The sequence below is a fragment of the Streptomyces capparidis genome, assembly GCF_054782095.1.
This window is the reverse complement of record NZ_BAAGTD010000011.1, coordinates 20,314-41,106: the sequence shown is the minus strand read 5'-3', so window position 1 is coordinate 41,106 and position 20,793 is coordinate 20,314. Positions and strand designations below refer to the sequence as shown.

Genomic DNA, 20,793 nt, shown 5'->3' with positions numbered 1-20,793 from the left:
AGGCCGGGAAGCCGGGAAGCCGGGAAGCCGGGAAGCCGGGAAGCCGGGAAGCCGGGAAGCCGGGAAGCCGGGAAGCCGGGAAGCCGGAGACCTGTCTCGCCACCGGTGGTTGCCGGTGGGGCCGTGTCCGGCTGGTGCCTGGGGTGCGGGAGCCCGGGTGGCGGGAACCGCGCGGCCTTCCGCCTGCCTTCCGTCTCTCCCCCCGACCCCATAAAGTGATATCACTTTGCTAATCTTCCACTAGCACAACGAGGATCACCAACAGGGGGAAGCCCATGCCCGCCGCACCCACCACCCCGGCCCCGGCCGCGGCCGACGTCGCCGTCGAAATGCCCGAACCCCAGGTCCGCGAGCGCGCGGCGAGAGACCGGGGCGGGGTGGCCGTCGCCCTGGCCGCGGGCGCCGCGCTCCTCGCCGCCGCCGGGGGTGTCGCCGGCGCCCTGGCCCTGATCGCGGGTGACGGCGGCGCCGCGGCGCCCGTCGCCCTGCTCGTCGCGGCGGGCCTGGTCGCCGCCGCCGCGGCCACCGCCCTGTGCGGCCTGACCGTGGTGGCGCCGGGCGAGGCCCGGGTGCTCCAGTTCTTCGGCGGGTCCTACACCGGCACGGTCCGCACCCCCGGCGTGCGCTGGGTCAACCCGTTCACCGAGCGCCGCCGCGTGTCCACGCGGATCCGCAACCACGAGACCGCGGTGGTGAAGGTCAACGACGCCTACGGCAACCCGATCGAGGTGGCCGCCGTGGTCGTGTGGCAGGTGGTGGACACCGCCCGGGCGGTCTTCGAGGTGGACGACTTCGAGGAGTTCGTCGCCATCCAGACGGAGGCGGCCGTGCGGCACATCGCCATCGAGTACCCATACGACTCCCACGAGGCGGGCGAGATCTCGCTGCGGGAGAACGCCGAGGAGATCACCGAGCGGCTGTCCCTGGAGATCACCGCCCGGGTGGAGGCGGCCGGGGTGCGGATCGTGGAGTCCCGCATCACCCATCTGGCGTACGCCCCGGAGATCGCCGCGGCCATGCTCCAGCGCCAGCAGGCCGGCGCGGTGGTCGCCGCCAGGCAGCGCATCGTGGAGGGCGCGGTCGGCATGGTGGAGTCGGCCCTGGCCCGCATCGCCGAGCAGGACCTGGTGGAGCTGGACGAGGAGCGCAAGGCCGCCATGGTCAGCAATCTGCTCGTCGTACTCTGTGGGGACCGCGCGGCCCAGCCGGTTCTGAACACGGGCACGCTCTACCAGTAGGGACAGTGAGTGCGGCGGTGACCGAGCGAAAGAAAGTCCTGCTCCGGCTGGACCCCGCGGTCCACGACGCGGTGGCGCGGTGGGCCGCGGACGAACTGCGCAGCACCAACGCCCAGATCGAGTTCCTGCTCAGACGCGCCCTCAGCGAGGCGGGCCGCCTGCCCGACGCCGCGGGCGGCCTGCCCAGGCGGGGCCGCCCCCGCAAGCGGCCGCCCGACGGGCCCGGCGCGGTTGAACCGGGCGGCGCCGGGGAAGGCGGGCGCGGAGAGCCCGACGGCGACCCTGCGTCACCACGGCGCGGCGGAGCCGCGGAAGCTGGCCCGCGGACCGGGGACCGGAAGATTTAACCTGGCAGACGCGCTGCCGATTTCACCAATCGGAGAGACCTGTGTCAGAGTTGGATCTAGTCCAAGTGCCGGGTTACCGGCTGTTTCAGGACAAAAGCAATCCCCGGAGGATCATCCGTGCTCACTGTCGGTGACCAGTTCCCCCAGTACGACCTGACCGCCTGTGTGGACCTCGACCCCGAGAAGGCGTTCACGCAGATCAACCACAAGTCCTACGAGGGCAAGTGGCGTGTCGTGTTCTTCTGGCCCAAGGACTTCACCTTCGTCTGCCCGACCGAGATCGCCGCGTTCGGCAAGCTGAACGACGAGTTCGCCGACCGCGACGCCCAGGTGCTGGGCGTCTCCGTCGACTCGGAGTTCGTGCACCACGCCTGGCGCAAGAACCACCCGGACCTGCGCGACCTGCCCTTCCCGATGCTGGCCGACGTCAAGCGCGAGCTGGCCTCGGAGTGCGGCGTCCTCGGCCCGGACGGCGTGGCGCAGCGCGCGGTGTTCGTCGTGGACCCGAACAACGAGATCCAGTTCGTGATGGTGACCGCCGGATCCGTCGGCCGCAACCCGAACGAGGTCCTGCGGGTGCTCGACGCCCTCCAGACGGACGAGCTGTGCCCGTGCAACTGGACCAAGGGCGAGGACACGCTGGACGCGGGCAAGCTCCTCGCGGGCGTGTGAGCGGCATGGCCCTGGACGAGCTGAAGAACGCGCTTCCCGCGTACGCCAAGGACCTGAAGCTGAACCTGGGCTCGGTCGTCGGCAACTCGCAGCTCCCGCAGCAGCGGCTGTGGGGCACCGTGCTGGCCTGCGCGATCGCCTCGCGCAGCCGCCGGGTGCTGACCGAGCTCGAGCCGGAGGCCAGGGAGCGGCTGAGCCCCGAGGCGTACGAGGCCGCCAAGGCCGCCGCCGCGATCATGGCGATGAACAACGTGTTCTACCGCACCCGCCACCTGCTGTCGGACCACGAGTACGGCAACCTGCGGGCGGGGCTGCGGATGAACGTCATCGGCAACCCCGGCGTGGACAAGACCGACTTCGAGTTCTGGTCCTTCGCCGTCTCCGCGATCAACGGCTGCGGCCAGTGCCTGGACTCCCATGAGAACGTGCTGCGCAAGGCCGGTCTCGACCGGGAGGCGATCCAGGAGGCGGTCAAGATCGCTTCTGTGATCCAGGCCGTCGGCGTCACCCTCGACACCGAGGAGCACCTCGCGGGGAGCTGACCCGCCGCGGTCCGCGACCGCATCAGGACACGAGGGCCCCGCGGGGCCGGCCCCCGTCGGGGAGCCGCCCCGCGGGGCCCTCGCCATGGGCGCGCTACCCGGCGGCGCAGGCGTCGGCGACCGCCTTGGTGTCCCAGTAGAACGGGCGGACCTCGGTGATCCGCCCGTCCGCGACGGTGATCGTCTGAAGGATGGGGAAGGCCAGTTCGCGCCCGGTGGCCCGGGCCCGCGCGCGGACGGAGGTGAGCACCACCGCCGTCCCACCGGTGGCGAGGAACCGCTGCTCCGAGAAGGCGAACGACTCCCAGGTCGCGCTCATCGCGGCCATGTGGTCCGCGATGCCCGCGTGGCCGCGCCAGGTGCCGCCGTAGGGCAGCGCCTCGGCCTGGTACAGCACGACGTCGGGGGCGAAGTACGGCGCGAGCGCGTCGAAGCCGGTCCCGCCGGAGGCCAGGTACTCGGCCTCGGCCGCGTACATGCGCGTCAGCACGGCCACCGACTCGGTCATGGGTGTGGTGGTGGAGTTCGTCACGCCGCCGAGCCTGGCAGCCGGCGGGCCGCGGCACCGGCGGCGATCGGCCGTCGAGGTCGCGCCGCCGGCCGCCGGGCCACGGGCGTGCGCCTAGGGCCCGTCGCCCCGGCCGTCCTCCGGCCCCGAGTGCTCCTCACCGGGTGGCGGCGGGGCCTCCTTGGCGCCGCCCGCCGGGGGTGCGGGGGGTGTGCCGCCGGGGGTGGCCAGGGCCGCGGCGCGCTGACGGGTCATCTCCCGGCTGCGCTCGGCGAGGTAGCCGACCCCCGTGTTGACCACCGCGACCAGCGGCACCGCCACCACCGCGCCGCCGATCCCCGCGATCAACGAGCCGCAGGCCACCGACAGCACGACCGCGAGCGGGTGCACCCGCACCGCGCGGCCGAGGATGAACGGCTGGAGGATGTGCCCCTCGATCTGCTGCACCGCGAGCACGATCAGCAGCACCATCAGGGCGGTGAACGGGCCGTTCGTCACCAGCGCCACCACCATGGCGAGCGCCCCGGAGACCACGGCGCCGACCAGCGGCACGAACGCCCCCAGGAAGATGATCACCGCGAGCGGCACGGCCATGGGCACGTCCAGCAGCGCTATCCCGGTCCCGATGAACACCGCGTCGATCAGCGCCACGAGCAGCGTGCCGCGCACGTACGCGGTCAGCGTCGCCCACACCCGCGGGCCCGCGCCCTTCAGCGCGGCGCGCGAGGCGGGCGGGAACAGCTTCAGCACCCAGCTCCAGATGCGCGGCCCGTCGTAGAGCAGGAACAGGGTGCAGAACGCGCACAGCAGGATGCCGGTCAGCGCCTCGATGATGATCGTGACGCCCTCGATGCCCCGGGAGGTCAGCTCCTCGCTGTTGTTGCGGATCGCCTCGGTGAGGTTGTCCGCGATGTCGTTGATCTGCTCCTCGGTGACGTGGAACGGGCTGTCCAGCAGCCACTGCTTGAGCTCCTCGATGCCGTCCTGCACCGAGTCGGACAGGTTCTCCACGTTCTCCATGATCTGCCAGACCACGAACCACCCGACCAGGCCGAGCACGACGAACCCGGTGACGAAGGTGGCGGTCGTGGCGAGCCCGCGCGGCAGGCCGAGGCGGCACAGCAGGGACACCAGCGGCTGGAGCAGCGCGGTGATCAGCAGCGCCGCGGAGAACGCCAGCACCACGAGCCGCACCTCGGCGATGACCTGCATCAGCACCCAGACGGCTCCGGCCAGCACCAGCAGCCGCCAGCCCACCTCGGCGGCCACCCGCATCCCCCACGGGACGACGGCGACGGGCGGGGGCAGTTCGTGCCCGGGCGGGACGGCGCCGTGGGCGACGGGCGGCGTGGGCGGCTCGGGGGGCCCGGTCCGGCCGGGCGAGGCGCCCGCGGGCTCGTCCTTCGCGGGGTCGCCGGCCCCGGCGCGGCGGGCCGCCGAGAGCCGCGCGGACATCGTGGACAGGACGGACGCCCCTCCCGCCCCCCACTTACGCAATCGGGACATGACGCTTCCTCTTACCCCCGCTACCGGGCCCGTGCCAGACGTGCAACGGCTGAACGCTACCGCAGCGGGCGCGCGCCGCCGGGGGCGCGGCGGCGAAGCCGGGTACGCGCACGAGGAGCGGCCCCCCGCCGACGTGGTGTCGGCGGGGGGCCGCTTCGCTCGCGCGCCTGCGTCCGGAACCCGTCCGGGGGCCTTGGCCCGCGCCGGAGCCCGTGGTGTCAGTCCCTGGTCCCGGCAGGCGGCGGGGGCTCTAGTACCAGTGGTTGGTCTGCCAGAACGACCAGGCGCCGCACGGGCTGCCGTAGCGCTCGTTCATGTAGTTCAGGCCCCACTTGATCTGGGTGGCCGGGTTGGTCTGCCAGTCGGCGCCCGCGGAGGCCATCTTGTGGCCCGGCAGCGCCTGCACCAGCCCGTAGGCGCCCGAGGAGGGGTTGACGGCCTTGTAGTTCCAGCCGCTCTCCCGGGTGACGATGTTGCTGAAGCACTGGTACTGGTCGCCGCCCACGATCTGCTGGGCGATGGCCTGCACCTGGGCGACCGTGTACGAGCTCTGCGGGGTCAGGGCGACACGGCTCTCGGAGCGGCTGGCGGCCTTCGCGGCCTCCTCCCGCTGCTTGCGCTCCTCCGCCTTCTTGCGGGCGGCCTCCTCCGCGGCGGCCTTCCGGTCGGCGGCCTGCTGGGCGGCCTCCTTGCGGGCGGCCTCCTCGGCGGCCTTGCGCGCCTCGGTGTCGGCGGCGTCGGCCTGGGCCAGCGCCTGCTGGCCGAAGTTGGCGGAGACGGCCTGCTGGGCCTGCTCCCCACTGGGTATGTCGGCGAGAAGCGTGGCGCCCACGGGCTCGGTGGCCTGGGACGTGTCTCCCTGTTCGCCTGCTGAGGCGACTCCACCGACGACGGCACCGACAGCGGTGACCGCGGTGGCGGACGCCACGGCGAATCCCCGGACCGAGATCCGAGTCACATGCAATCCTTCCGGCATCGCCCGCGTGGTGACCGCGCGGACGCAATCGTGCCCCTGGCGCTGGCCTTCCCAAACACGGCCACGGAAGGCGCGGGCCCGGTGCGCCCCCGGACGGGTTCGCTGGTACTACTCGGGCGGCGTACGGCACCACCAGTGTTCAGTTCTCGTGTTGTGCCTCAAGAGCTCCGGGAGCCCATGAGGACACCCTTGCCACTGCCGTACGCGGGGCCTGACAGAACCCACACCCTGCACCAGCGGGACGTGCAGGCGCAATTCCCCGTTGCGTGGGAAAGCTCACATGGCGTAAGGCGCGGCCGGTTCCGCGGTTTCACTGCCGAACAGGGCACGCCGGGCCTAGAGTCGTGTCCTTTCACTGCCGAAAACCGCTGGCCAGCGGGTCACTACGCGGTGAATCGCCCCGGCTTGCCCGGGCCCGGACGCCGCCCCGGGACACGGCGCGGGGCCGGGCCCGAAGGCCCGGCCCCGCGAGCGGCGGTGTGGTCAACGCCGCACGGTCCACGCGTCGTTCGTCCCCCTGTTTCCGGTTCTCCCCGGTTGCGCCGGAGATCGTCCGCCGCCCGGGGACGGGGGCGCGGCGCCGTTCCGCTTCGCCCGGTTCTCCCGTTTCCGCCGCGTCCGTCCGCGAGGCCGGCCACCCCCGCGGGAAGCCCGGCTGACAGAACGACCGATTTCACGGGAGAACCCGTTGCCCGGCGGACGTCCGCGTGGACGGCGCGCCCGCCGGGCCCGGGTCGGTCGCCCGTCAGACGTGGATGTCCTCCAGCATCTCGGTGACCAGGGCGGCGATCGGGGAGCGCTCGGAGCGCGTGAGCGTCACATGGGCGAACAGCGGATGCCCCTTCAGCTTCTCCACCACCGCCACCACCCCGTCGTAGCGGCCCACCCGCAGGTTGTCGCGCTGGGCGACGTCATGGGTGAGCACCACCCGGGAGTTGGTGCCGACGCGGGAGAGCACGGTCAGCAGGACGTTGCGCTCCAGCGACTGGGCCTCGTCGACGATGACGAACGCGTCGTGCAGCGAGCGGCCCCTGATGTGGGTGAGCGGCAGCACCTCCAGCATGCCGCGGCCCACGATCTCCTCGATGACCTCGGCGGAGGTGACCGCGGAGAGGGTGTCGAAGACGGCCTGCGCCCACGGGCTCATCTTCTCCGCCTCGCTGCCCGGCAGATAGCCCAGGTCCTGCCCGCCCACGGCGTACAGCGGCCGGAACACCATCACCTTGCGGTGCTGCCTGCGCTCCAGCACCGCCTCGAGGCCGGCGCACAGCGCCAGCGCCGACTTGCCCGTGCCGGCCCGGCCGCCCAGCGAGATGATCCCCACGTCCGGGTCGAGGAGCAGGTCGAGGGCGATGCGCTGCTCGGCGCTGCGCCCGTGGATGCCGAACGCCTCCCGGTCGCCCCGCACCAGGCGCACCCTGCCGTCGGCGGTCACCCGCCCCAGCGCCCTGCCCCGCTCGGAGTGCAGCACCAAGCCCGTGTGGACGGGCAGTTCGCCGGCGTCCGGCAGCTCCACGACCTCCTCGCCGAACAGCGCGTCCACCCGGTCGGCGGAGACGTGCAGTTCGGCCATGCCCGTCCAGCCGGAGGTGATCGCCAGCTCCGCGCGGTACTCCTCGGCGAGCAGCCCGAGCGAGGACGCCTTCACCCGCAGCGGCAGGTCCTTGGACACCACCGTGACGTCGTACCCCTCGGCCTGGAGGTTGCGGGCCACGGCCAGGATGCGGGAGTCGTTGTCGCCGAGGCGGCCGCGGTCGCTCGGCAGCATGGCGGGCGGCAGCAGCGCCGGGTCGCTGTGGTTGAGCTCCACGCGGAGCGTCCCGCCCAGGTCCCCGATCGGGATGGGCGCGTCCAGCCTGCCGTGCCTGATCCGGTACTCGTCCAGCAGCCGCAGCGCCTGGCGGGCGAAGTAGCCCAGCTCAGGGTGGTGCCGCTTGGCTTCGAGTTCGGTGACGACCACGACGGGGAGCACGACCTCGTGCTCCTCGAAACGGGTCATGGCGACCGGGTCGGCCAGCAGCACACTGGTGTCCAGTACATAGGTGCGCCGGTCGTGCGCCCGGCGGTTCTTGGTTGCCACCACCTGTTGACGTACCCCCTCGCGGGGCGCGCACCGGCGCCCACGACGGTATTGCGCGACGAGCACCGCCGGGAATCAGTGGGAAGGCGCCGCCGTGTCGCGCGGGACGGGACCGGGACGGACCCGGGGACCGGGTGCCGGCCCCCTCGTTCGGCGCGGCACGGCCCCGCCGGAGGCACCGGACCGGCCGGGCCTTCCGGAGCGACGGCTCATTCGCGCGCAATGGGCCTCCCGGGCGGATGGCCCGATGCCACCCGCTGCTCGCCGGCGCCCGTGGCCCGGGCACCGATCTGGTGGGGGTATTCCCCTTCCGGGGGACGCGCATGCCGTGGGGGGTGCAACGTTCATTCGGGTGACACCTGGGGTACAGCGAGGCTCAGGAGCCCTGCGAGGCGCGCCTTCCGCGGGGGGTCGCCCGCGGCCCGCCCGCCCTCCCGGCGCCGGGTCAGACCCCGTACCGCCGGTGCCGGTCCGCGTAGTTGCGCAGGGCGCGCAGGAAGTCCACCTTCCGGAACGCGGGCCAGAACGCCTCGCAGAAGTAGTACTCCGAGTGGGCGCTCTGCCAGAGCATGAAGCCGGACAGCCGCTGCTCCCCCGAAGTGCGGATCACCAGGTCCGGGTCGGGCTGGCCGCGGGTGTACAGGTGCTCGGAGATGTGCTCGACGTCGAGGATCTCGGCCAGTTGCTCGATGGAGGTGCCCCGCCCGGCGTGCTCGGTGAGCAGCGACCGCACCGCGTCCGCGATCTCCTGCCGGCCGCCGTAGCCCACGGCCACGTTCACCAGGATGCCCTGGACGTGCTCGGTCTCCTCCTTGGCGGCCTTCAGCACCCGCTGGGTCTCGGCGGGCAGGAGGTCCAGGGTGCCCACCGGGTGCACCTTCCACCGCCGGGTGGCGGCGAGCCCGCTCACCGCCCCCTCGATGATCCTCAGCAGGGGGTTGAGCTGCTCCGGGGGCCGGTTGAGGTTGTCCGTGGACAGCAGCCACAGCGTGACCACCTCGACGCCGGTCTCCTCGCACCAGCCGAGCAGCTCCTGGATCTTGTTCGCCCCGGCCCGGTGCCCCTGCTCGGGGCTGCCGCCGGAGGCGCGGGCCCAGCGCCGGTTGCCGTCCAGGATGACCCCGATGTGCTTGGGAACCCGGACCGAGTCCAGCTTCCGCTCCACCCGGCGCGCGTACAGGCCGTACACCAAGTCGCGCAACTTCATCGAGGCTCCAGTCCTCCCGGTCCCAGCGCCGCCGGGCAAGGCTACTCCGCACCCGCCGCGGCTCAGTAATCGGCTTCCACGATCCGCCGATCGGACACCTGTGTGAGTGCATCAATCTACTGAACGGAACGGTGTGCGATGCGCCAGGGGTGCCAACGGGGCGGCGCCGGCGGGGCGGTGGGCGCGGCCGGCTCAGACGGCGCCCGGCACCAGCATCCCGGCCAGCGCGCCCAGCAGCAGGAACGGGCCGAACGGCAGGGCGCTGCGGCGGCCGGCGCGGCCCGCGGCGATCAGGGCGAGGCCGGTGAGGGCGCCCAGCAGGAAGCCGGCGAACGCGCCCGCGAGCAGCGGCCACCAGCCGTACCAGCCGAGCACCAGGCCCACGGTCAGTCCCAGCTTGACGTCGCCGAAGCCCATCCCGGCCGGACTGACCAGGAACAGCGCGAACAGGAAACCGCCCAGGGCGAGCGCACCCAGCAGCGCGCCGGTCCACGCGCCCGCGGCGCCCGGCAGCAGGGACGCGCCCCCGAGCAGCGCCGCCCCCGCGCCCGCCATCGGCAGGGTCAGCGCGTCCGGCAGCCTGCGCACCGCGAGGTCCACGGCGGCCAGCAGCACCGCGGACGGCGCGAGCAGCAGCCATACGGCCGTCTCGGGCCGTGGCCCGGCCGCCAGGGCGAGCAGCCCGCACACGGCGGCCGTCACCGCCGCGGTCAGCCGGGCGTCCGGGCCGCCGCGCGCGCCGCAGCGGGGGCAGCGCGCCCGCGGCACCGGCAGTCGGTGGCCCTCCGGGCAGGCGGTGCGCCACGGCTCGCCCGGCGGCACGGCCAGCCGGTGGACCGGGCCCGGCAGCAGGGCCCCGGCCGCGGCGCCGTACCCGGCGGCGGCGAGGACGAGTGGTAGGTTCAACGGCACCTCTCGGGAGGGGGACGACGATGGCCGGCGGCCCGGCGGACGGCCTTGGCACTCTACGCATTCCCGGTGGCGGGCCGGTGCCCCTGGAGGTGGCGGCGTCGTTCCGGGCGCGGTCCCGGGGCCTGCTCGGGCGCACGGGCGTGGAGGGCGCGCTGCTGCTGAGCCCCTGCTCCGGCGTCCACACCCTGGGGATGCGCTTCCCCATCGACGTGGCGTTCCTCGACCGCGGGCTGACGGTGCTCGCCGTGCGCACCGTCCCGCCCTGGCGCCTGACCCGGCAGCGGCTGCGGGTCCGTCATGTGCTGGAGGCCGAGGCGGGGGCGATGGCCCGCTGGGGGATCCGCCCCGGTGTGACGCTCGCGGTCGAGCCGCCGCTCAGCCCAGGGTGACGCTGTTGGCGATCTGCCGCAGCGCCACCGGGGAGACCCAGCCGTCCGCGCCGCGGATGCGCACCAGCACCGCCTCCCGTCCGGCCCCGCCGGGGCTCGCCACGTCCACGCCGCGCAGCAGCAGGTTGCTGCCGGGGGCGCGGTGACTGTACTCCGTCCTGACCACGGCGCGGCCGTCCTGGGTGAACCTCTCCCGGTGGTGCACCTGCGCCCCGGGCGGCGGCGCCGCGGGCCCGGCGAGCACCGAGATCCGCCCCGCCCACCGCCCGCGCACGCTGAGCACCGCCGCCGCCAGGTCACCGCCGAGGGCGTCGCCCCGCACCTGCTCCCACCCCTGCTTGGGGTGCAGCACCCGCACCGTCCCGGCCCGCAGCGACCGCCACCCGTCGGGCGAGCCGGTCCCGTCCCCGCAGCCGGTCAGCGGCACGGCGCCCAGGGCACCGAGCGCCAGCCCGCCGAACACCAGTCCAAAAAGCCCCTTTTGCCCCGCCATAGGAGGCATCCTGGCACGAAACCACGGCCAAGGGGGCGAGAGCGCGGCCGGTCAGCCGAGCGTCAGCCGGCGCAGCCCCGCCGCGGCGAGCCGCGCTTCCTCCGCCGCGCTCATCGGGTCCCGCCCCGTGGCCTTGCGCAACACCGTCCCCCGGTCCCACCCCAGCTCCGGCAGCCCGTCCGGCAGGGGCGCGCCGAGCAGCAGCTCCTCCACGGCGGACGCGGCGGCCGGCGTCGTCCACGGCTCCCGGTCCAGCGCCAGCGCCAGATCGACGCCGTGCACGACGACCTCCACCACCCGGGTGAGCAGGAAGTCCTCCGTCAGCATCGGGTCGCCGTGCCGGGTCCGCACCACCCGGTCCGCGGGCCCGGCCAGGCACGCCGCGTACACCTCGCGCCAGGTGCGGTCGAACGCGCCCACCGGATCGGCCCCGTCCGCGGCGCCCCGCCGGGCCGTCGCCACGCGCTCGGCGTTCGACTCGGCCGAGAAGCGGGCGTCCGGCCGGTAGTACTCCCGCGCCGAGACGGTCGCGGGGCCGGGCACGGGCGGCCCGGCGAGCATCGCGGTCAGCCGGCCCACCGCGGTGCGCACATGCGCGAGCAGCTCGGCCACCGTCCACGGCTCGCAGGCGGTCGGGCGGTGCCAGTCGGCCCGCGGCAGTCCGGCGAGCTCCGCGACGAGCCGCTCGCACTCGCCGCGGAAGGCCCGCGCCGTCGTTTCCATGGTCACACCGGGAACGATAACGCCCCGGCGCGCCCCGCCCCTCAGCCGTCCTCGGACTTGTCGAACGTGATCTCCACCCGGCGGTTCTTCTTGCGGCCCTCCTCGGTGGAGTTGTCCGCGATCGGGTAGTCCTCGCCGTAGCCCCGCACGTCGTAGACGACGGACGGGTCCAGATGGCGGCTCAGCACCCGGCGCACCGACTCGGCGCGCTCCCGGGACAGCTTCTCGCCGTGGGCGTCGCTGCCGAGGTCGTCGGTGAACCCGAAGACCCGTACCCGGGTGGCCTCCTGGTCGTCGATCTCGTCGGCGATGGTCTCGATCCGGCCCAGCGCCGCGGCGGACAGTTTCGCGCTGTCCATGGGGAAGAGCACCTCGGCCTGGAGCGCGAACGTCACGTCCTCGTTGGTCTCCTCCCTGCGCTCCTCGCCCTTGCCGTCCTCCACCACGGTCCTGATGTCCAGCACCTTGGGGTCGGCGAGCTCGGCCCCGTCGCCGAGCTGGAGATCGGGGTCGCTGCGGTCCAGCTCGACCGGCGCGGAGCGGGGCGGGGCGGCTTGGGCTGCGGGGGCTGCGGCCTGGACGGCGGGGGCGCCGGTCAGGACGAGGCCGGTGGCCAGGGCGGCACAGGCCGCCAGTCGGACGGGTCTGATCTGCATGGGCGCACTCACCCCGAAATCGTGATGGTGGCGGGCGGCATGGTCGGCAGCTCGAAGCCCACCTCGGTGACCCCTTCGGGAGGGGCGGGGAACTGGGCGTAGACAGGGCGGGTCTCGCCCGGCTTGATGAGACTGAGCTGCCGGGTGCACAGGCACACGCCCTCGGTGTCGCGGAGGACGTAGTAGCGCTTCTTGTCCTTGAGGTCGACCAGGACGGCGCCGGCGACGGAAGGACCGGACTTCTGCACCTCCTGCTCGAGTCCCGTCCACCTGGTCGCGTTGAAGATCTTGTCTCCCCGGTTGGTGACCTGCCCCTTCACCGTGACGAATCCGCCGGAGTCGCGGGTCGCCTCGGTGATGGTGAGGACCATGTCCTTCTCGCCCTTGACCTCGGCCAGGGTCCGGACCGGCTCCGGCGCCTCCGAGCCGTCGCCGCCGTCGCCGCCGCTGCCGGGGTCGGCGGACGTCGACGCGGTCGCCTTCGGCTTGCCGCCGGTGTCGTCGCCGTCCCCGTCCCCGTCCCCGCCGCACCCCGCGACGGCGAACGCGAGGCCGACGACCAGCGCCGAGGCGGCCAGTCGGGTACGAGCCTTCGTGGTGTGCTGGGTCGTCATGCGATGCAGTTTCCTTCTCGTCACTCGGTGAGCCGGATCTCGAAGAAGTCCCCGAGGTCGAGGTCGGGGTCCTCCGGATCGAGGGTCAGCGGGCCGTCTTCGCAGTCGATCGTCACCGGTTCCGGGTCGTCCTCCGGCGGCGGGCTTTCGCCGTCGGCCGGGGGTTCGGACGCGGCCGGGGGTTCGGACGCGGGCGGCTCCGAAGGGGCGGGCGGCTCCTCTTCCTCCGGCAGGTCGGTCAGCTCGCAGCGGGGTTCGATGACCGCCGTGGCCGACGCGGTGGCGTGCTTGTCCTCCGTGCCGTCCACCACCGAGTCGCCCATGCTCTCGTCGGACTCGACCTCCACCCGGTATCCCGCCGGGTCGGAGACGCGCCCGCAGTCGGTCACGTGGGCGCCGTTGCGGGACGCGTAGTCCTCGGCGGCCGAGCAGGGCCCTGCGCCCGAGCCGAAGTCGCCGCCGTCCAGCAGGTCGCCGATCAGGTCGAAGTCCCCATCGGTCAGCGCGTCGAGCAGGCCGGGCAGCACCCCGTCCCGCGCGTCCTTGGCCGCGGCGATCGCCGCCGCGTCGGCGGCCGTCTGGGTGCCGTTGCGCGAGTCCTCCGCCTGTCCGACGGCGAAGAACGCCAGCGCGAGAAAGAGCAGCCCCACTCCCGCCATCAGGTGCAGCGGAATGGTCTGTCCCTTGTCGTCGCGCAGCCGCCGCATCGCTAGCCGAGCATTTCGCTGATCTTGGTCATGATGCCGTCCTGAATCGTCTGGCCAATGCTCGTGCCGTTCAGCGCGAGAATGATCGCCACAATGATCACCGCGATTCCCAGGTACTCGATCGCGGTCTGCCCCCGATCCCGGTCCTCGGACCTGATCGCCTCGGCGCGGTCCTGGGTCCACTCCTTCACGGCGAGCCGCGATCTGGCCGCCGTCCTCGTCACGAGGTCCACCATGTGCGTCCCCTCCCAGGGCAAAGTCGCGCTGAATACAAGGTAGAGCCGAAAACCACGTGCACCAGAGGGCTTTGGGCACCTGGACACCAAACCATCCGGAGTCGTTTCCCGCCATCCCTTCCCGGTGTCACCCGAGAATCGCGTCGAAATCGACGTCCGCCCCCAGCAACAAGCTCGTCACCAGCAGGATCATGGTCGCCGGAACCATCAGCAGCGTCACCACCCCCGTCGCCCGCGGCACCGTGCGCGCCGCCTTGCGGCGGGCGTTCTGGGCGTCGGCCCTGCGCATGTCGTGGGCGATCTGCATGAGGGTGTCGGCGATCGGGGTGCCGAGATCCTCGCCCTGCTGGAGCGCGGTGACGAACTGGCCGACCTGCTCGGAGTCGTTGCGCCTGCGCAGCTCGTCGAACGCCTGGCGGCGGCTCATGCCCATCTCCATCTGGCGCAGGGTGATGCGGACCTCGTCCGACCACGCGCCCCGGTACATCGACGACACCCGGTCCAGGGCCTGCCGGAAGCCGAGGCCCGCGGTGACGACCACCGACAGCACGTCGAGGAAGTCCGGCAGGGTCCGCTCGATCTCGTCGCGCCTGGCCCGCACCGCCGCCCAGATGCCCACGTCCGCCCACCACCAGGCGAAGGCCAGGAACAGCAGGGTGACGAGCCACTGGCCGCGGGCGAGGAACACCAGGGCCGCGGTGAGGCCGAGCGCGCCGTAGACGGCGCGGCGGGCGGCGTAGCGCTGCACGGTCAGGCCCCTGGGGTTGCCCGCGTGGTCGATGCGGTCGCGGGCCCTGGCGACCCGGGCGGGGCCCATCATCCGCAGCACCAGGGGCGCCCAGCGCATGCCGAGGCGGTCCACGAGGGAGCCGACACGGGTGGTACGGGTGGCGCCGACCTCCAGGGCGAGGGCCAGGTCGGCGGGGAGCCTGGCGTCGCGCCGGTACAGGGCGGTGCCGTAGCCGGCGCCGAGCACGGACAGCCCCACGGCGAGGGCGAGCAGCACGGCCATGTCAGACCTCGATGCGGGACATGCGGTGGATGAGGAAGAACCCGAGCGCGTACAGGCCGAGCGCGACCACGACCGCGGCCCGGCCCGCGCCGCCGCCGGTCATCGCGGCCAGGGCGCCCGGGGTGATCTGGTCGATCATCAGCAGGGCGCCGATGCCGAGGACCGGCACGGCGTAGGCGGTGACCCGGATCTGGGCGAGCTGGGTGCGGACCTCGCGGCGGGTCTCCTTGCGCTCCTCCAGCGTCTCGGTGAGGTTCCGCAGGGAGTTGACCAGGGCGCCGCCGGTGCGGGCGGACAGCACCAGGGTGGTGACCAGGACGGCCAGCTCCCGGGAGGGCAGGCGGTCCTGGAGCTCCTTGAGGGCGTCCTCCAGCGAGTGGCCGAGCGCCAGCGCGTTGGCGACCTGGGTGAGCTCCTCGCCCGCCGGGGCCTGGAGCTCCTCGGCGGCCATGGACACGGCGGTGCGCAGGGCCAGGCCCGCCTGGGCGGCGTTGGCCAGGACCCGGGCGAGCTCGGGGAGCTGGTTGATGAACCGCTCGATGCGGACCTGGCGGCGCCAGTTGAGGAACGCGAACGACGCCCACAGGCCCAGCCCCGCCGCGATCGGGCCGAAGAACGGGGCGAGCACGGTGTGGGCCACCACCCACAGCGCGAGGGTCAGGCCGAGCGCGGCGGCGGTGAACTCGCCGGGGGTGAGGGGCAGCCCGGTGGCGGCGATCCTGCGCTCCAGGCGGGGGCCGAACCTGCTGCGCCGCACCTGGGCGTCCAGCCGGGCGAAGCGGCGTCCGCGGCCCCGGCCGGTCCCGCCGGGCGGCAGCGCCAGGCGGTCCACCAGGGCCTGCTGCCGGGCCTGCCCGGTGGCCCACGCGGCGGCGCCGCCCACCGCGAGCACGCAGGCCAGCGCGGTGGCGCCGAGGGCGAGCAAAGAGGTGTCCCGCACTTACTCGGCCTCCCTGACCATCAGTTCGTCCTCCGAGGCGGCCACGCCGAACTTGGCGGGCACGGGCTCCCCGGCCAGGTAGAGGCGGTCGGCGACGGACCGGGGCAGCGGGTGGTGCTCGTAGTGGCCGCGCACGACGCGGTCCGGGCCCATGGGTTGGGCGACGAACCGGCAGACGCTGGTGAGCCGGAACGCCATGCGGCCGCGCGAGGACAGCACGGCGATCTCGCTGATCCGCCTGCTGCCGTCCACGTGCCGGGTGAGCTGCACCAGGACGTCCACGGCGCTGTTGATCTGGTCGCGCAGCGCCTCGAAGGGGATCTTCACCTCGCTCATGGAGGCGAGGGTCTGGAGGCGCATCACGCCGTCCTCTGCGGAGTTGGCGTGCACGGTGGCCAGCGAGCCGTCGTGCCCGGTGGACATGGCCTGGAGCATGTCCAGGGTCTCCCCGCCGCGCACCTCGCCGACGATGATGCGGTCCGGGCGCATGCGCAGCGAGTTGCGGACCAGGTCGCGGATGGTGATCTGGCCGCGGCCCTCGACGTTGGGCGGGCGGGACTCCAGGCGGATGACGTGGCTCTGCTGGAGCTGGAGCTCGGCCGCGTCCTCCACGGTGATGATCCGCTCGCCCTCGGGGATGAGCCCGGACAGGGCGTTGAGCAGGGTGGTCTTCCCGGATCCGGTGGCGCCGGAGACGATCACGTTGAACTTGGCCCGGATCAGCGACGACAGCAGCACGACCATCGACTCGTCGAGGCTGCCGAGCTCCAGCAGCTCGGTGAGGGTGTAGGCGCGCGGGAAGCGGCGGATGGTGAGGACCGGGCCGGTCAGGGACAGCGGCGGGATGATGACGTTGACCCGCTCGCCGGTGGGCAGGCGGGCGTCCACCATCGGGTTGGACTCGTCCACGCGGCGGTTGACGGTGGACACGATGCGCTCGATGGTCTGCATGAGCTGCTCGGTGCTGGCGAAGCGGGCGGGCAGCAGCTCGACGCGGCCGGAGCGCTCCACATAGATGTGGTCGGGCCCGTTCACCATGATCTCGGTGATGGACGCGTCCTCGAGCAGCGGCTCCAGCACGCCGAGGCCCAGCGCCTCGTCCACCACGCGGCGCACCAGGGTGGCGCGCTCGGCGTTGGACAGCACCGGGCCCTCGCGGCTGATGATGTGGCCGAGGACGCGCTCCAGGCGGGAGCGGCGCTCCCCGGCGTCCAGCGCCGACATCTCGGCGAGGTCGATCTCCTGGAGCAGCCGGGCGCGGTAGACCGCGACGAGGTGGCCCTCGTGGTGGTGCTGGGACGTCTCCTCGGAGGCCAGCCGGGCGCGCAGGCTCATCTGCGGGTCACTCCTTGGGCATGTCGGCGGTGCGGACGACGGGGCCGAAGCCGCCGAGGCCCGGGATCAGCGACGGGATGTTGATGGTGGCGGTGGCCGTCACGGACTCCTCGCCCTCCGCCACGGACAGCGTCAGGTCGTCGCGGAGCCACTCGCTGACCGCGGCGGTGCCGGCGGCCTGCGGGGAGGGCCCCGAGTCGTCGTTCTGGGAGGCGGTGCGGGCGGCGGCGCGGGCGGCGGTGCCGGCCTGGGACGCGGCGTGGGCGGCGATGCCGAGCTGGACGCCGACCAGGGCGATGAGCATCAGCACGGGGATGACGCCGAGCAGTTCGAGCGCGGCCTGCCCGCGGTCGCGGCCGCCCCGGGCCCGGCCCCGGCCCCGGCGGGCGGGCGTGGTGGCGGGGGCGGTGGTGGCGGGCTCCCGGCTACTCATCGCGGTCCTCCAGGGCGGCGCCCGCGCTGCCGGAGACGGTGAAGGGGAAGGAGGCGACGCCGGGGAAGAGGGCGGGCACGTCCAGGCGCACCGACGCGTGCACCATGCCGTCGGACTCCGCGCAGCTTATGTCGGCGCCGCCGCGCCACGCGCCGGGCAGGTGCTCGCCGCCGGAGGAGCAGGCCCCGCCGGTGGCGGCGGCGCGGGCGGCGGTGTCGGCGGCGTTCCCGGCCAGGGTGAAGGTGTAGCCGAGCAGGACGCACTGCCAGACCAGGGCCAGCACCACCAGGATGGTCGGGGTCATGCCGAGGAACTCGATGCTGGCCTGCCCCTTGTCGTCGAAGGGGCCGCGGTCGCCGGGCGGGCCCTTGCCGAACCGGCCGCCCAGGCCGCGGCCCTCGCCGAGGCGGCCCCGCCTGCGGGCGCCGCGCGCCTGCTGCCGGGCCGCGTGCCGGCCGCTCTCGCCCGGGTCCTGGTGGCGCGGCAGCCCGAGTTCCGCGGCGAGCGCCCACAGGGCCTGCCGGACGGTGGAGCGGGCGTCGAGGTCCTGGAGCCGGCCCGCGTCCACCACGGGCTGGAGCTCGCGGTAGGCGGCGGGCACGGCGGACCTGGCGACCCGGGCGCCGGTGATGCGCTCGACCAGGGCGGGCTGGATCTCGGCGGCGCGGGTGTGGCGGTTGAGGACGACGACGGTGTCCTCGGCCTTGCGCACCTGGAGGCGGTCCCACAGCCGGGTCATCCGCTTGGCGGCGCGGACGGCCACCACGTCCGGGGTGGTGACCAGCACCGCGGTGTCGGCCATCTCCACGGCGGCGGCGTTCGCGCCGGTCATCTGGGTGCCGCAGTCCACCACCACGACCTCGAAGGCGGCGCGCAGCGCGGTGAGGACCTGGCGGGCGGAGCGGTCGGTGACGTCCTCGCCGCGCTCGCCCTCGGCCGGGGCGAGCAGCAGCGCCAGCCCGGTGGGGTGGGTGAACATGGCGTCCTTCAGGACGCGCGGGGAGATGTCCTGGATGTCGGCGAGGTCGGCGATCGAGCGCCGGAACTGCACCTCCAGGTAGGAGCCGACGTCGCCGGCCTGGAGGTCGAGGTCCACCAGCGCGGTGGCGCGGCCCGCGGCGCGCGCGGCGAGGGCGAGTTCGACGGCGGTCACGGTGGCGCCGACGCCGCCCTTGGCCCCGGTGACGGTGACCAGGGTGCCGCCGGGCCCGGTCGGGTACTCGGCGGCGCCCGGCGCCAGGTGGCGGCGCATCCCGGACGCCCAGGCCGCCGCGGTCTGCGTGCGGGAGGCCAGCTCCTCGTAGGACAGCGGCAGCCCGATCACGCCGCGCGCGCCCACGTCCATGGCGGCGGCGTACAGGTCGGGGCTGGGCGAGGACGACAGCAGCACCACGCCGACGGCGGGGAAGCGCATGGCGACCTCGCGGACCAGCTCCAGCGCGGGCATCGGGCCGATGCGCTCGTGGACCAGCACCACCTCGGGCAGGTCGTCCACGGTGGTCTCGGCGAGGCGGCCCAGCGCGGACAGCAGCGCGGTGGAGTCGGCGACCGCGGGGCCCGGTTCGGCCCCGGGGACCTGGCCGAGGAGGGTGGTGAGGGCTCTGGCGGTGTCGGGATCGCCGATCCCGCACAGGACGCGGATGATCATGCGTGCCTCACTGGTCCTCGTCGAGGGTGTAGGAGCGCTCGTCCGGCTTCGGCGCGCTGTCGTCGCCGGGCGCCACCAGGGCCAGGCGCACATGGGTGGCGAACGACTCGGCGTAGGCGACGCGCTGGGCGTCCTGCACCGACAGGGCGAAGGTGATGGGCACGACCTCGTCGGTGTCGTACTCGTCGTCGTCGCGGCTGTCGTCCAGCGCCCTCAGCTCGCCGACGCCGAGCACCCTGGCCCGGCTGACGATCAACTGGGAGGAGTCGGCGCGGCCGCGGCGCTCGTCACCGTCGAAGGTGGCGAAGATGTCCACCCGGTTCCCGACGCGGATCTTGCCCGCGACCCCGGTCCCGGCGTCGATCATCACGGCGATCTCCCGCTGCCCCGGCCCCAGTTCGGGCCGCTCGGCGGCCATCTCGCGCTGGAGCAGTGAACCCTTGCTCAGCGCGGTGACGGCGATCCGCTCCCGGATGAAGTCCAGGTCCCGCACGGCGGTCTCGGGCAGCCAGCGCTCGGGGACGCGCACCGCGGTGAACTGGTCCTCCCGCAGCTCCTCGTACGCCTTCACGTTTCGGCGCAGCTCGTACGCGGTGACCTCCGGGCCGACCTTGGACTCCACGTCGTCGATGACGGCGAGTACGCCCGCGAAGGCCGCGACGGCGCAGACCGCGGACAGGACGATGAGGACGACACCGCGCCGTTGACGTGAGTTCATCGAGGTGTGGAACCAATCTCGTTGTCGCTCTTGCCGGTCAGGTGCGGGCGGTGCTCGGCGCGGTGCTCCAGTCGGGCCGAGCAGAACAGGCACTCGTCGCCGATGATCTCCAGTCCGCACCAGCCGCACGGGTCCCTGCGGACGGACGTCACCAGTTGGTGGAGCACCCGGGGGTCGGGGATGTGCGCGGCGAACTCGACCAGCCGCTGGTTGCCCCACCAGCGGGCGGAGGCGGCGGGCAGCGGCACCTCGTGCACATGGCGGCAGCGCCACTGCCGGGCCAGGTCGCCCTTGACCCAGTCCACGCGCAGGCCCGCCTCGCCGACGGCGAGGTCGGTGAGGTAGTCGGGCCCCGGCACCCGGGCGCCGCCGGACAGCTCCACCAGCCGGGGCGCGGGGTGGGCGAGCACGGCGAACTGCGCCCCCGGGACCCAGGAGCGCAGATGGGACTTGAGGTCCACCTGCACGCGGTCGAGCCGGGTGACGCTGTTGAGCACCGCGCCGGCGTGCAGGTAGTAGGACAGTAAGCGGGCCGCGCCCGCGATCACCCCGGGCCCGAGCTCGGTGGCGCACAGGTGGCGCAACTGGAGGGCGAGCAGCGCGGACGCCAGCGGCGGCAGGTCGGTCTCCACCAGGGCCAGCCGGTCGGTCTCCAGGATGGAGCGCGCCGCGTGCAGGCGCCTGCGCTCGGGCACGGGCAGCGACGCGGGCACCAGCGCCACCACGTGGCCGTGGGTGTCCAGGGCCGCGGACACGCGGGCCAGCAGCGGCTCCAGCGGCCCGGCCGCGCCCTCGCCGTCGCCCGGGCCGGTGAGGACCACCGCCGGCGGCGCGTGCCCGCCGAGGGCGGGTAGGACGAGGTCCGCGCTGGTCACGGCTATCGCAGTTGGCACCCGACCCC

General features: G+C 73.7%; 24 protein-coding genes. 5 read left to right on the top strand and 19 right to left on the bottom strand.

Annotated features, from left to right (window positions below; all coding sequences use genetic code 11):
• Positions 1–275 precede the first annotated feature (275 nt).
• The 4 genes from ACYVO2_RS11615 (at position 276) to ACYVO2_RS11600 (ending at position 2,799) form a co-directional block, all read left to right on the top strand.
• A complete protein-coding gene (locus ACYVO2_RS11615; protein WP_461007615.1) occupies positions 276–1,238 on the top strand; it encodes an SPFH domain-containing protein in 963 nt (320 codons plus the stop codon).
• Between the two features lie 5 nt (positions 1,239–1,243).
• On the top strand, positions 1,244–1,585 hold the full coding sequence (locus ACYVO2_RS11610) for a type II toxin-antitoxin system antitoxin (protein ID WP_461007614.1): 342 nt from the start codon (positions 1,244–1,246) through the stop codon (positions 1,583–1,585).
• Positions 1,586–1,702: 117 nt separating this feature from the next.
• Positions 1,703–2,257, top strand: coding sequence for a peroxiredoxin (locus ACYVO2_RS11605; protein WP_461007613.1), 555 nt, complete (start codon positions 1,703–1,705; stop codon positions 2,255–2,257).
• A gap of 5 nt (positions 2,258–2,262) precedes the next feature.
• On the top strand, positions 2,263–2,799 hold the full coding sequence (locus ACYVO2_RS11600) for an alkyl hydroperoxide reductase (RefSeq protein ID WP_461007730.1): 537 nt from the start codon (positions 2,263–2,265) through the stop codon (positions 2,797–2,799).
• A gap of 94 nt (positions 2,800–2,893) precedes the next feature.
• On the opposite strand, the gene ACYVO2_RS11595 is transcribed toward ACYVO2_RS11600, so the two are convergent.
• From ACYVO2_RS11595 to ACYVO2_RS11570, 6 genes are all read right to left on the bottom strand, one after another.
• Positions 2,894–3,307, bottom strand: a complete 414-nt coding sequence (locus tag ACYVO2_RS11595; protein WP_461007729.1) for a nuclear transport factor 2 family protein — start codon at positions 3,305–3,307, stop codon at positions 2,894–2,896.
• 114 nt (positions 3,308–3,421) lie between these two features.
• On the bottom strand, positions 3,422–4,813 hold the full coding sequence (locus ACYVO2_RS11590; RefSeq protein ID WP_461007612.1) for an AI-2E family transporter: 1,392 nt from the start codon (positions 4,811–4,813) through the stop codon (positions 3,422–3,424).
• 250 nt (positions 4,814–5,063) lie between these two features.
• Positions 5,064–5,771, bottom strand: a complete 708-nt coding sequence (locus ACYVO2_RS11585) for an aggregation-promoting factor C-terminal-like domain-containing protein (protein ID WP_461007611.1) — start codon at positions 5,769–5,771, stop codon at positions 5,064–5,066.
• 763 nt (positions 5,772–6,534) lie between these two features.
• On the bottom strand, positions 6,535–7,872 hold the full coding sequence (locus tag ACYVO2_RS11580) for a PhoH family protein (protein ID WP_461007610.1): 1,338 nt from the start codon (positions 7,870–7,872) through the stop codon (positions 6,535–6,537).
• Between the two features lie 442 nt (positions 7,873–8,314).
• Entirely contained in the window at positions 8,315–9,076 is a 762-nt protein-coding gene (locus tag ACYVO2_RS11575; RefSeq protein WP_461007609.1) for an isoprenyl transferase, read from the bottom strand.
• A 192-nt stretch (positions 9,077–9,268) separates the two neighbouring features.
• Positions 9,269–9,982, bottom strand: a complete 714-nt coding sequence (locus tag ACYVO2_RS11570) for a prepilin peptidase (RefSeq protein ID WP_461007608.1) — start codon at positions 9,980–9,982, stop codon at positions 9,269–9,271.
• A gap of 26 nt (positions 9,983–10,008) precedes the next feature.
• Between ACYVO2_RS11570 and ACYVO2_RS11565 the strand changes: the two genes are divergently transcribed.
• Complete coding sequence (locus ACYVO2_RS11565; protein ID WP_461007607.1) at positions 10,009–10,377, top strand: DUF192 domain-containing protein; 369 nt, start codon at positions 10,009–10,011, stop codon at positions 10,375–10,377.
• Here ACYVO2_RS11565 and ACYVO2_RS11560 read toward each other — a convergent pair.
• The 13 genes from ACYVO2_RS11560 to ACYVO2_RS11500 form a co-directional block, all read right to left on the bottom strand.
• A complete protein-coding gene (locus ACYVO2_RS11560) occupies positions 10,364–10,870 on the bottom strand; it encodes a hypothetical protein (protein WP_461007606.1) in 507 nt (168 codons plus the stop codon). The two genes, ACYVO2_RS11565 and ACYVO2_RS11560, sit on opposite strands and share 14 nt — an antisense overlap.
• Before the next feature lie 51 nt (positions 10,871–10,921).
• Entirely contained in the window at positions 10,922–11,593 is a 672-nt protein-coding gene (locus tag ACYVO2_RS11555; RefSeq protein WP_461007728.1) for a maleylpyruvate isomerase N-terminal domain-containing protein, read from the bottom strand.
• A gap of 41 nt (positions 11,594–11,634) precedes the next feature.
• Positions 11,635–12,249 (bottom strand): OmpA family protein, encoded by a 615-nt coding sequence (locus ACYVO2_RS11550; protein WP_461007605.1) that lies wholly within the window; start codon positions 12,247–12,249, stop codon positions 11,635–11,637.
• Between the two features lie 8 nt (positions 12,250–12,257).
• A complete protein-coding gene (locus ACYVO2_RS11545) occupies positions 12,258–12,863 on the bottom strand; it encodes a hypothetical protein (RefSeq protein ID WP_461007604.1) in 606 nt (201 codons plus the stop codon).
• A gap of 20 nt (positions 12,864–12,883) precedes the next feature.
• The gene (locus ACYVO2_RS11540; protein WP_461007603.1) at positions 12,884–13,570 is read right to left on the bottom strand and encodes a pilus assembly protein TadG-related protein; all 687 of its coding nucleotides are present in this window, start codon (positions 13,568–13,570) and stop codon (positions 12,884–12,886) included.
• 2 nt (positions 13,571–13,572) lie between these two features.
• Positions 13,573–13,806 (bottom strand): hypothetical protein, encoded by a 234-nt coding sequence (locus tag ACYVO2_RS11535; protein ID WP_461007602.1) that lies wholly within the window; start codon positions 13,804–13,806, stop codon positions 13,573–13,575.
• A gap of 127 nt (positions 13,807–13,933) precedes the next feature.
• Positions 13,934–14,818 (bottom strand): DUF5936 domain-containing protein, encoded by an 885-nt coding sequence (locus ACYVO2_RS11530; protein ID WP_461007601.1) that lies wholly within the window; start codon positions 14,816–14,818, stop codon positions 13,934–13,936.
• A 1-nt stretch (position 14,819) separates the two neighbouring features.
• Positions 14,820–15,758 (bottom strand): type II secretion system F family protein, encoded by a 939-nt coding sequence (locus ACYVO2_RS11525; protein WP_461007600.1) that lies wholly within the window; start codon positions 15,756–15,758, stop codon positions 14,820–14,822.
• Positions 15,759–17,093, bottom strand: coding sequence for a CpaF family protein (locus tag ACYVO2_RS11520; protein ID WP_461007599.1), 1,335 nt, complete (start codon positions 17,091–17,093; stop codon positions 15,759–15,761).
• 7 nt (positions 17,094–17,100) lie between these two features.
• Positions 17,101–17,526 carry a TadE/TadG family type IV pilus assembly protein gene (locus tag ACYVO2_RS11515; RefSeq protein WP_461007598.1) on the bottom strand — a complete coding sequence of 142 codons (426 nt, stop codon included), beginning with the start codon at positions 17,524–17,526 and terminating at the stop codon, positions 17,101–17,103.
• A complete protein-coding gene (locus tag ACYVO2_RS11510; RefSeq protein WP_461007597.1) occupies positions 17,519–19,174 on the bottom strand; it encodes an AAA family ATPase in 1,656 nt (551 codons plus the stop codon). The genes ACYVO2_RS11515 and ACYVO2_RS11510 overlap by 8 nt, the downstream gene beginning before the upstream one ends.
• Positions 19,175–19,181: 7 nt before the next feature.
• Positions 19,182–19,892, bottom strand: a complete 711-nt coding sequence (gene cpaB / locus ACYVO2_RS11505) for a Flp pilus assembly protein CpaB (protein ID WP_461007596.1) — start codon at positions 19,890–19,892, stop codon at positions 19,182–19,184.
• Positions 19,889–20,767 (bottom strand): hypothetical protein, encoded by an 879-nt coding sequence (locus ACYVO2_RS11500; protein WP_461007595.1) that lies wholly within the window; start codon positions 20,765–20,767, stop codon positions 19,889–19,891. The genes cpaB and ACYVO2_RS11500 overlap by 4 nt, the downstream gene beginning before the upstream one ends.
• Between the last annotated feature and the right edge of the window lie 26 nt (positions 20,768–20,793).

Coding starts and splice junctions, on each gene's coding strand:
- ACYVO2_RS11600 (WP_461007730.1), top strand. CDS start 2,263: ATGGCCCTGGACGAGCTGAAGAACGCGCTTCCCGCGTACGCCAAGGAC.
- ACYVO2_RS11555 (WP_461007728.1), bottom strand. CDS start 11,593: ATGGAAACGACGGCGCGGGCCTTCCGCGGCGAGTGCGAGCGGCTCGTC.
- ACYVO2_RS11575 (WP_461007609.1), bottom strand. CDS start 9,076: ATGAAGTTGCGCGACTTGGTGTACGGCCTGTACGCGCGCCGGGTGGAG.
- ACYVO2_RS11615 (WP_461007615.1), top strand. CDS start 276: ATGCCCGCCGCACCCACCACCCCGGCCCCGGCCGCGGCCGACGTCGCC.
- ACYVO2_RS11535 (WP_461007602.1), bottom strand. CDS start 13,806: ATGGTGGACCTCGTGACGAGGACGGCGGCCAGATCGCGGCTCGCCGTG.
- ACYVO2_RS11530 (WP_461007601.1), bottom strand. CDS start 14,818: ATGGCCGTGCTGCTCGCCCTCGCCGTGGGGCTGTCCGTGCTCGGCGCC.
- ACYVO2_RS11595 (WP_461007729.1), bottom strand. CDS start 3,307: ATGACCGAGTCGGTGGCCGTGCTGACGCGCATGTACGCGGCCGAGGCC.
- ACYVO2_RS11565 (WP_461007607.1), top strand. CDS start 10,009: ATGGCCGGCGGCCCGGCGGACGGCCTTGGCACTCTACGCATTCCCGGT.
- ACYVO2_RS11550 (WP_461007605.1), bottom strand. CDS start 12,249: ATGCAGATCAGACCCGTCCGACTGGCGGCCTGTGCCGCCCTGGCCACC.
- ACYVO2_RS11560 (WP_461007606.1), bottom strand. CDS start 10,870: ATGGCGGGGCAAAAGGGGCTTTTTGGACTGGTGTTCGGCGGGCTGGCG.
- ACYVO2_RS11545 (WP_461007604.1), bottom strand. CDS start 12,863: ATGACGACCCAGCACACCACGAAGGCTCGTACCCGACTGGCCGCCTCG.
- ACYVO2_RS11540 (WP_461007603.1), bottom strand. CDS start 13,570: ATGCGGCGGCTGCGCGACGACAAGGGACAGACCATTCCGCTGCACCTG.
- ACYVO2_RS11590 (WP_461007612.1), bottom strand. CDS start 4,813: ATGTCCCGATTGCGTAAGTGGGGGGCGGGAGGGGCGTCCGTCCTGTCC.
- ACYVO2_RS11520 (WP_461007599.1), bottom strand. CDS start 17,093: ATGAGCCTGCGCGCCCGGCTGGCCTCCGAGGAGACGTCCCAGCACCAC.
- cpaB (WP_461007596.1), bottom strand. CDS start 19,892: ATGAACTCACGTCAACGGCGCGGTGTCGTCCTCATCGTCCTGTCCGCG.
- ACYVO2_RS11510 (WP_461007597.1), bottom strand. CDS start 19,174: ATGATCATCCGCGTCCTGTGCGGGATCGGCGATCCCGACACCGCCAGA.
- ACYVO2_RS11515 (WP_461007598.1), bottom strand. CDS start 17,526: ATGAGTAGCCGGGAGCCCGCCACCACCGCCCCCGCCACCACGCCCGCC.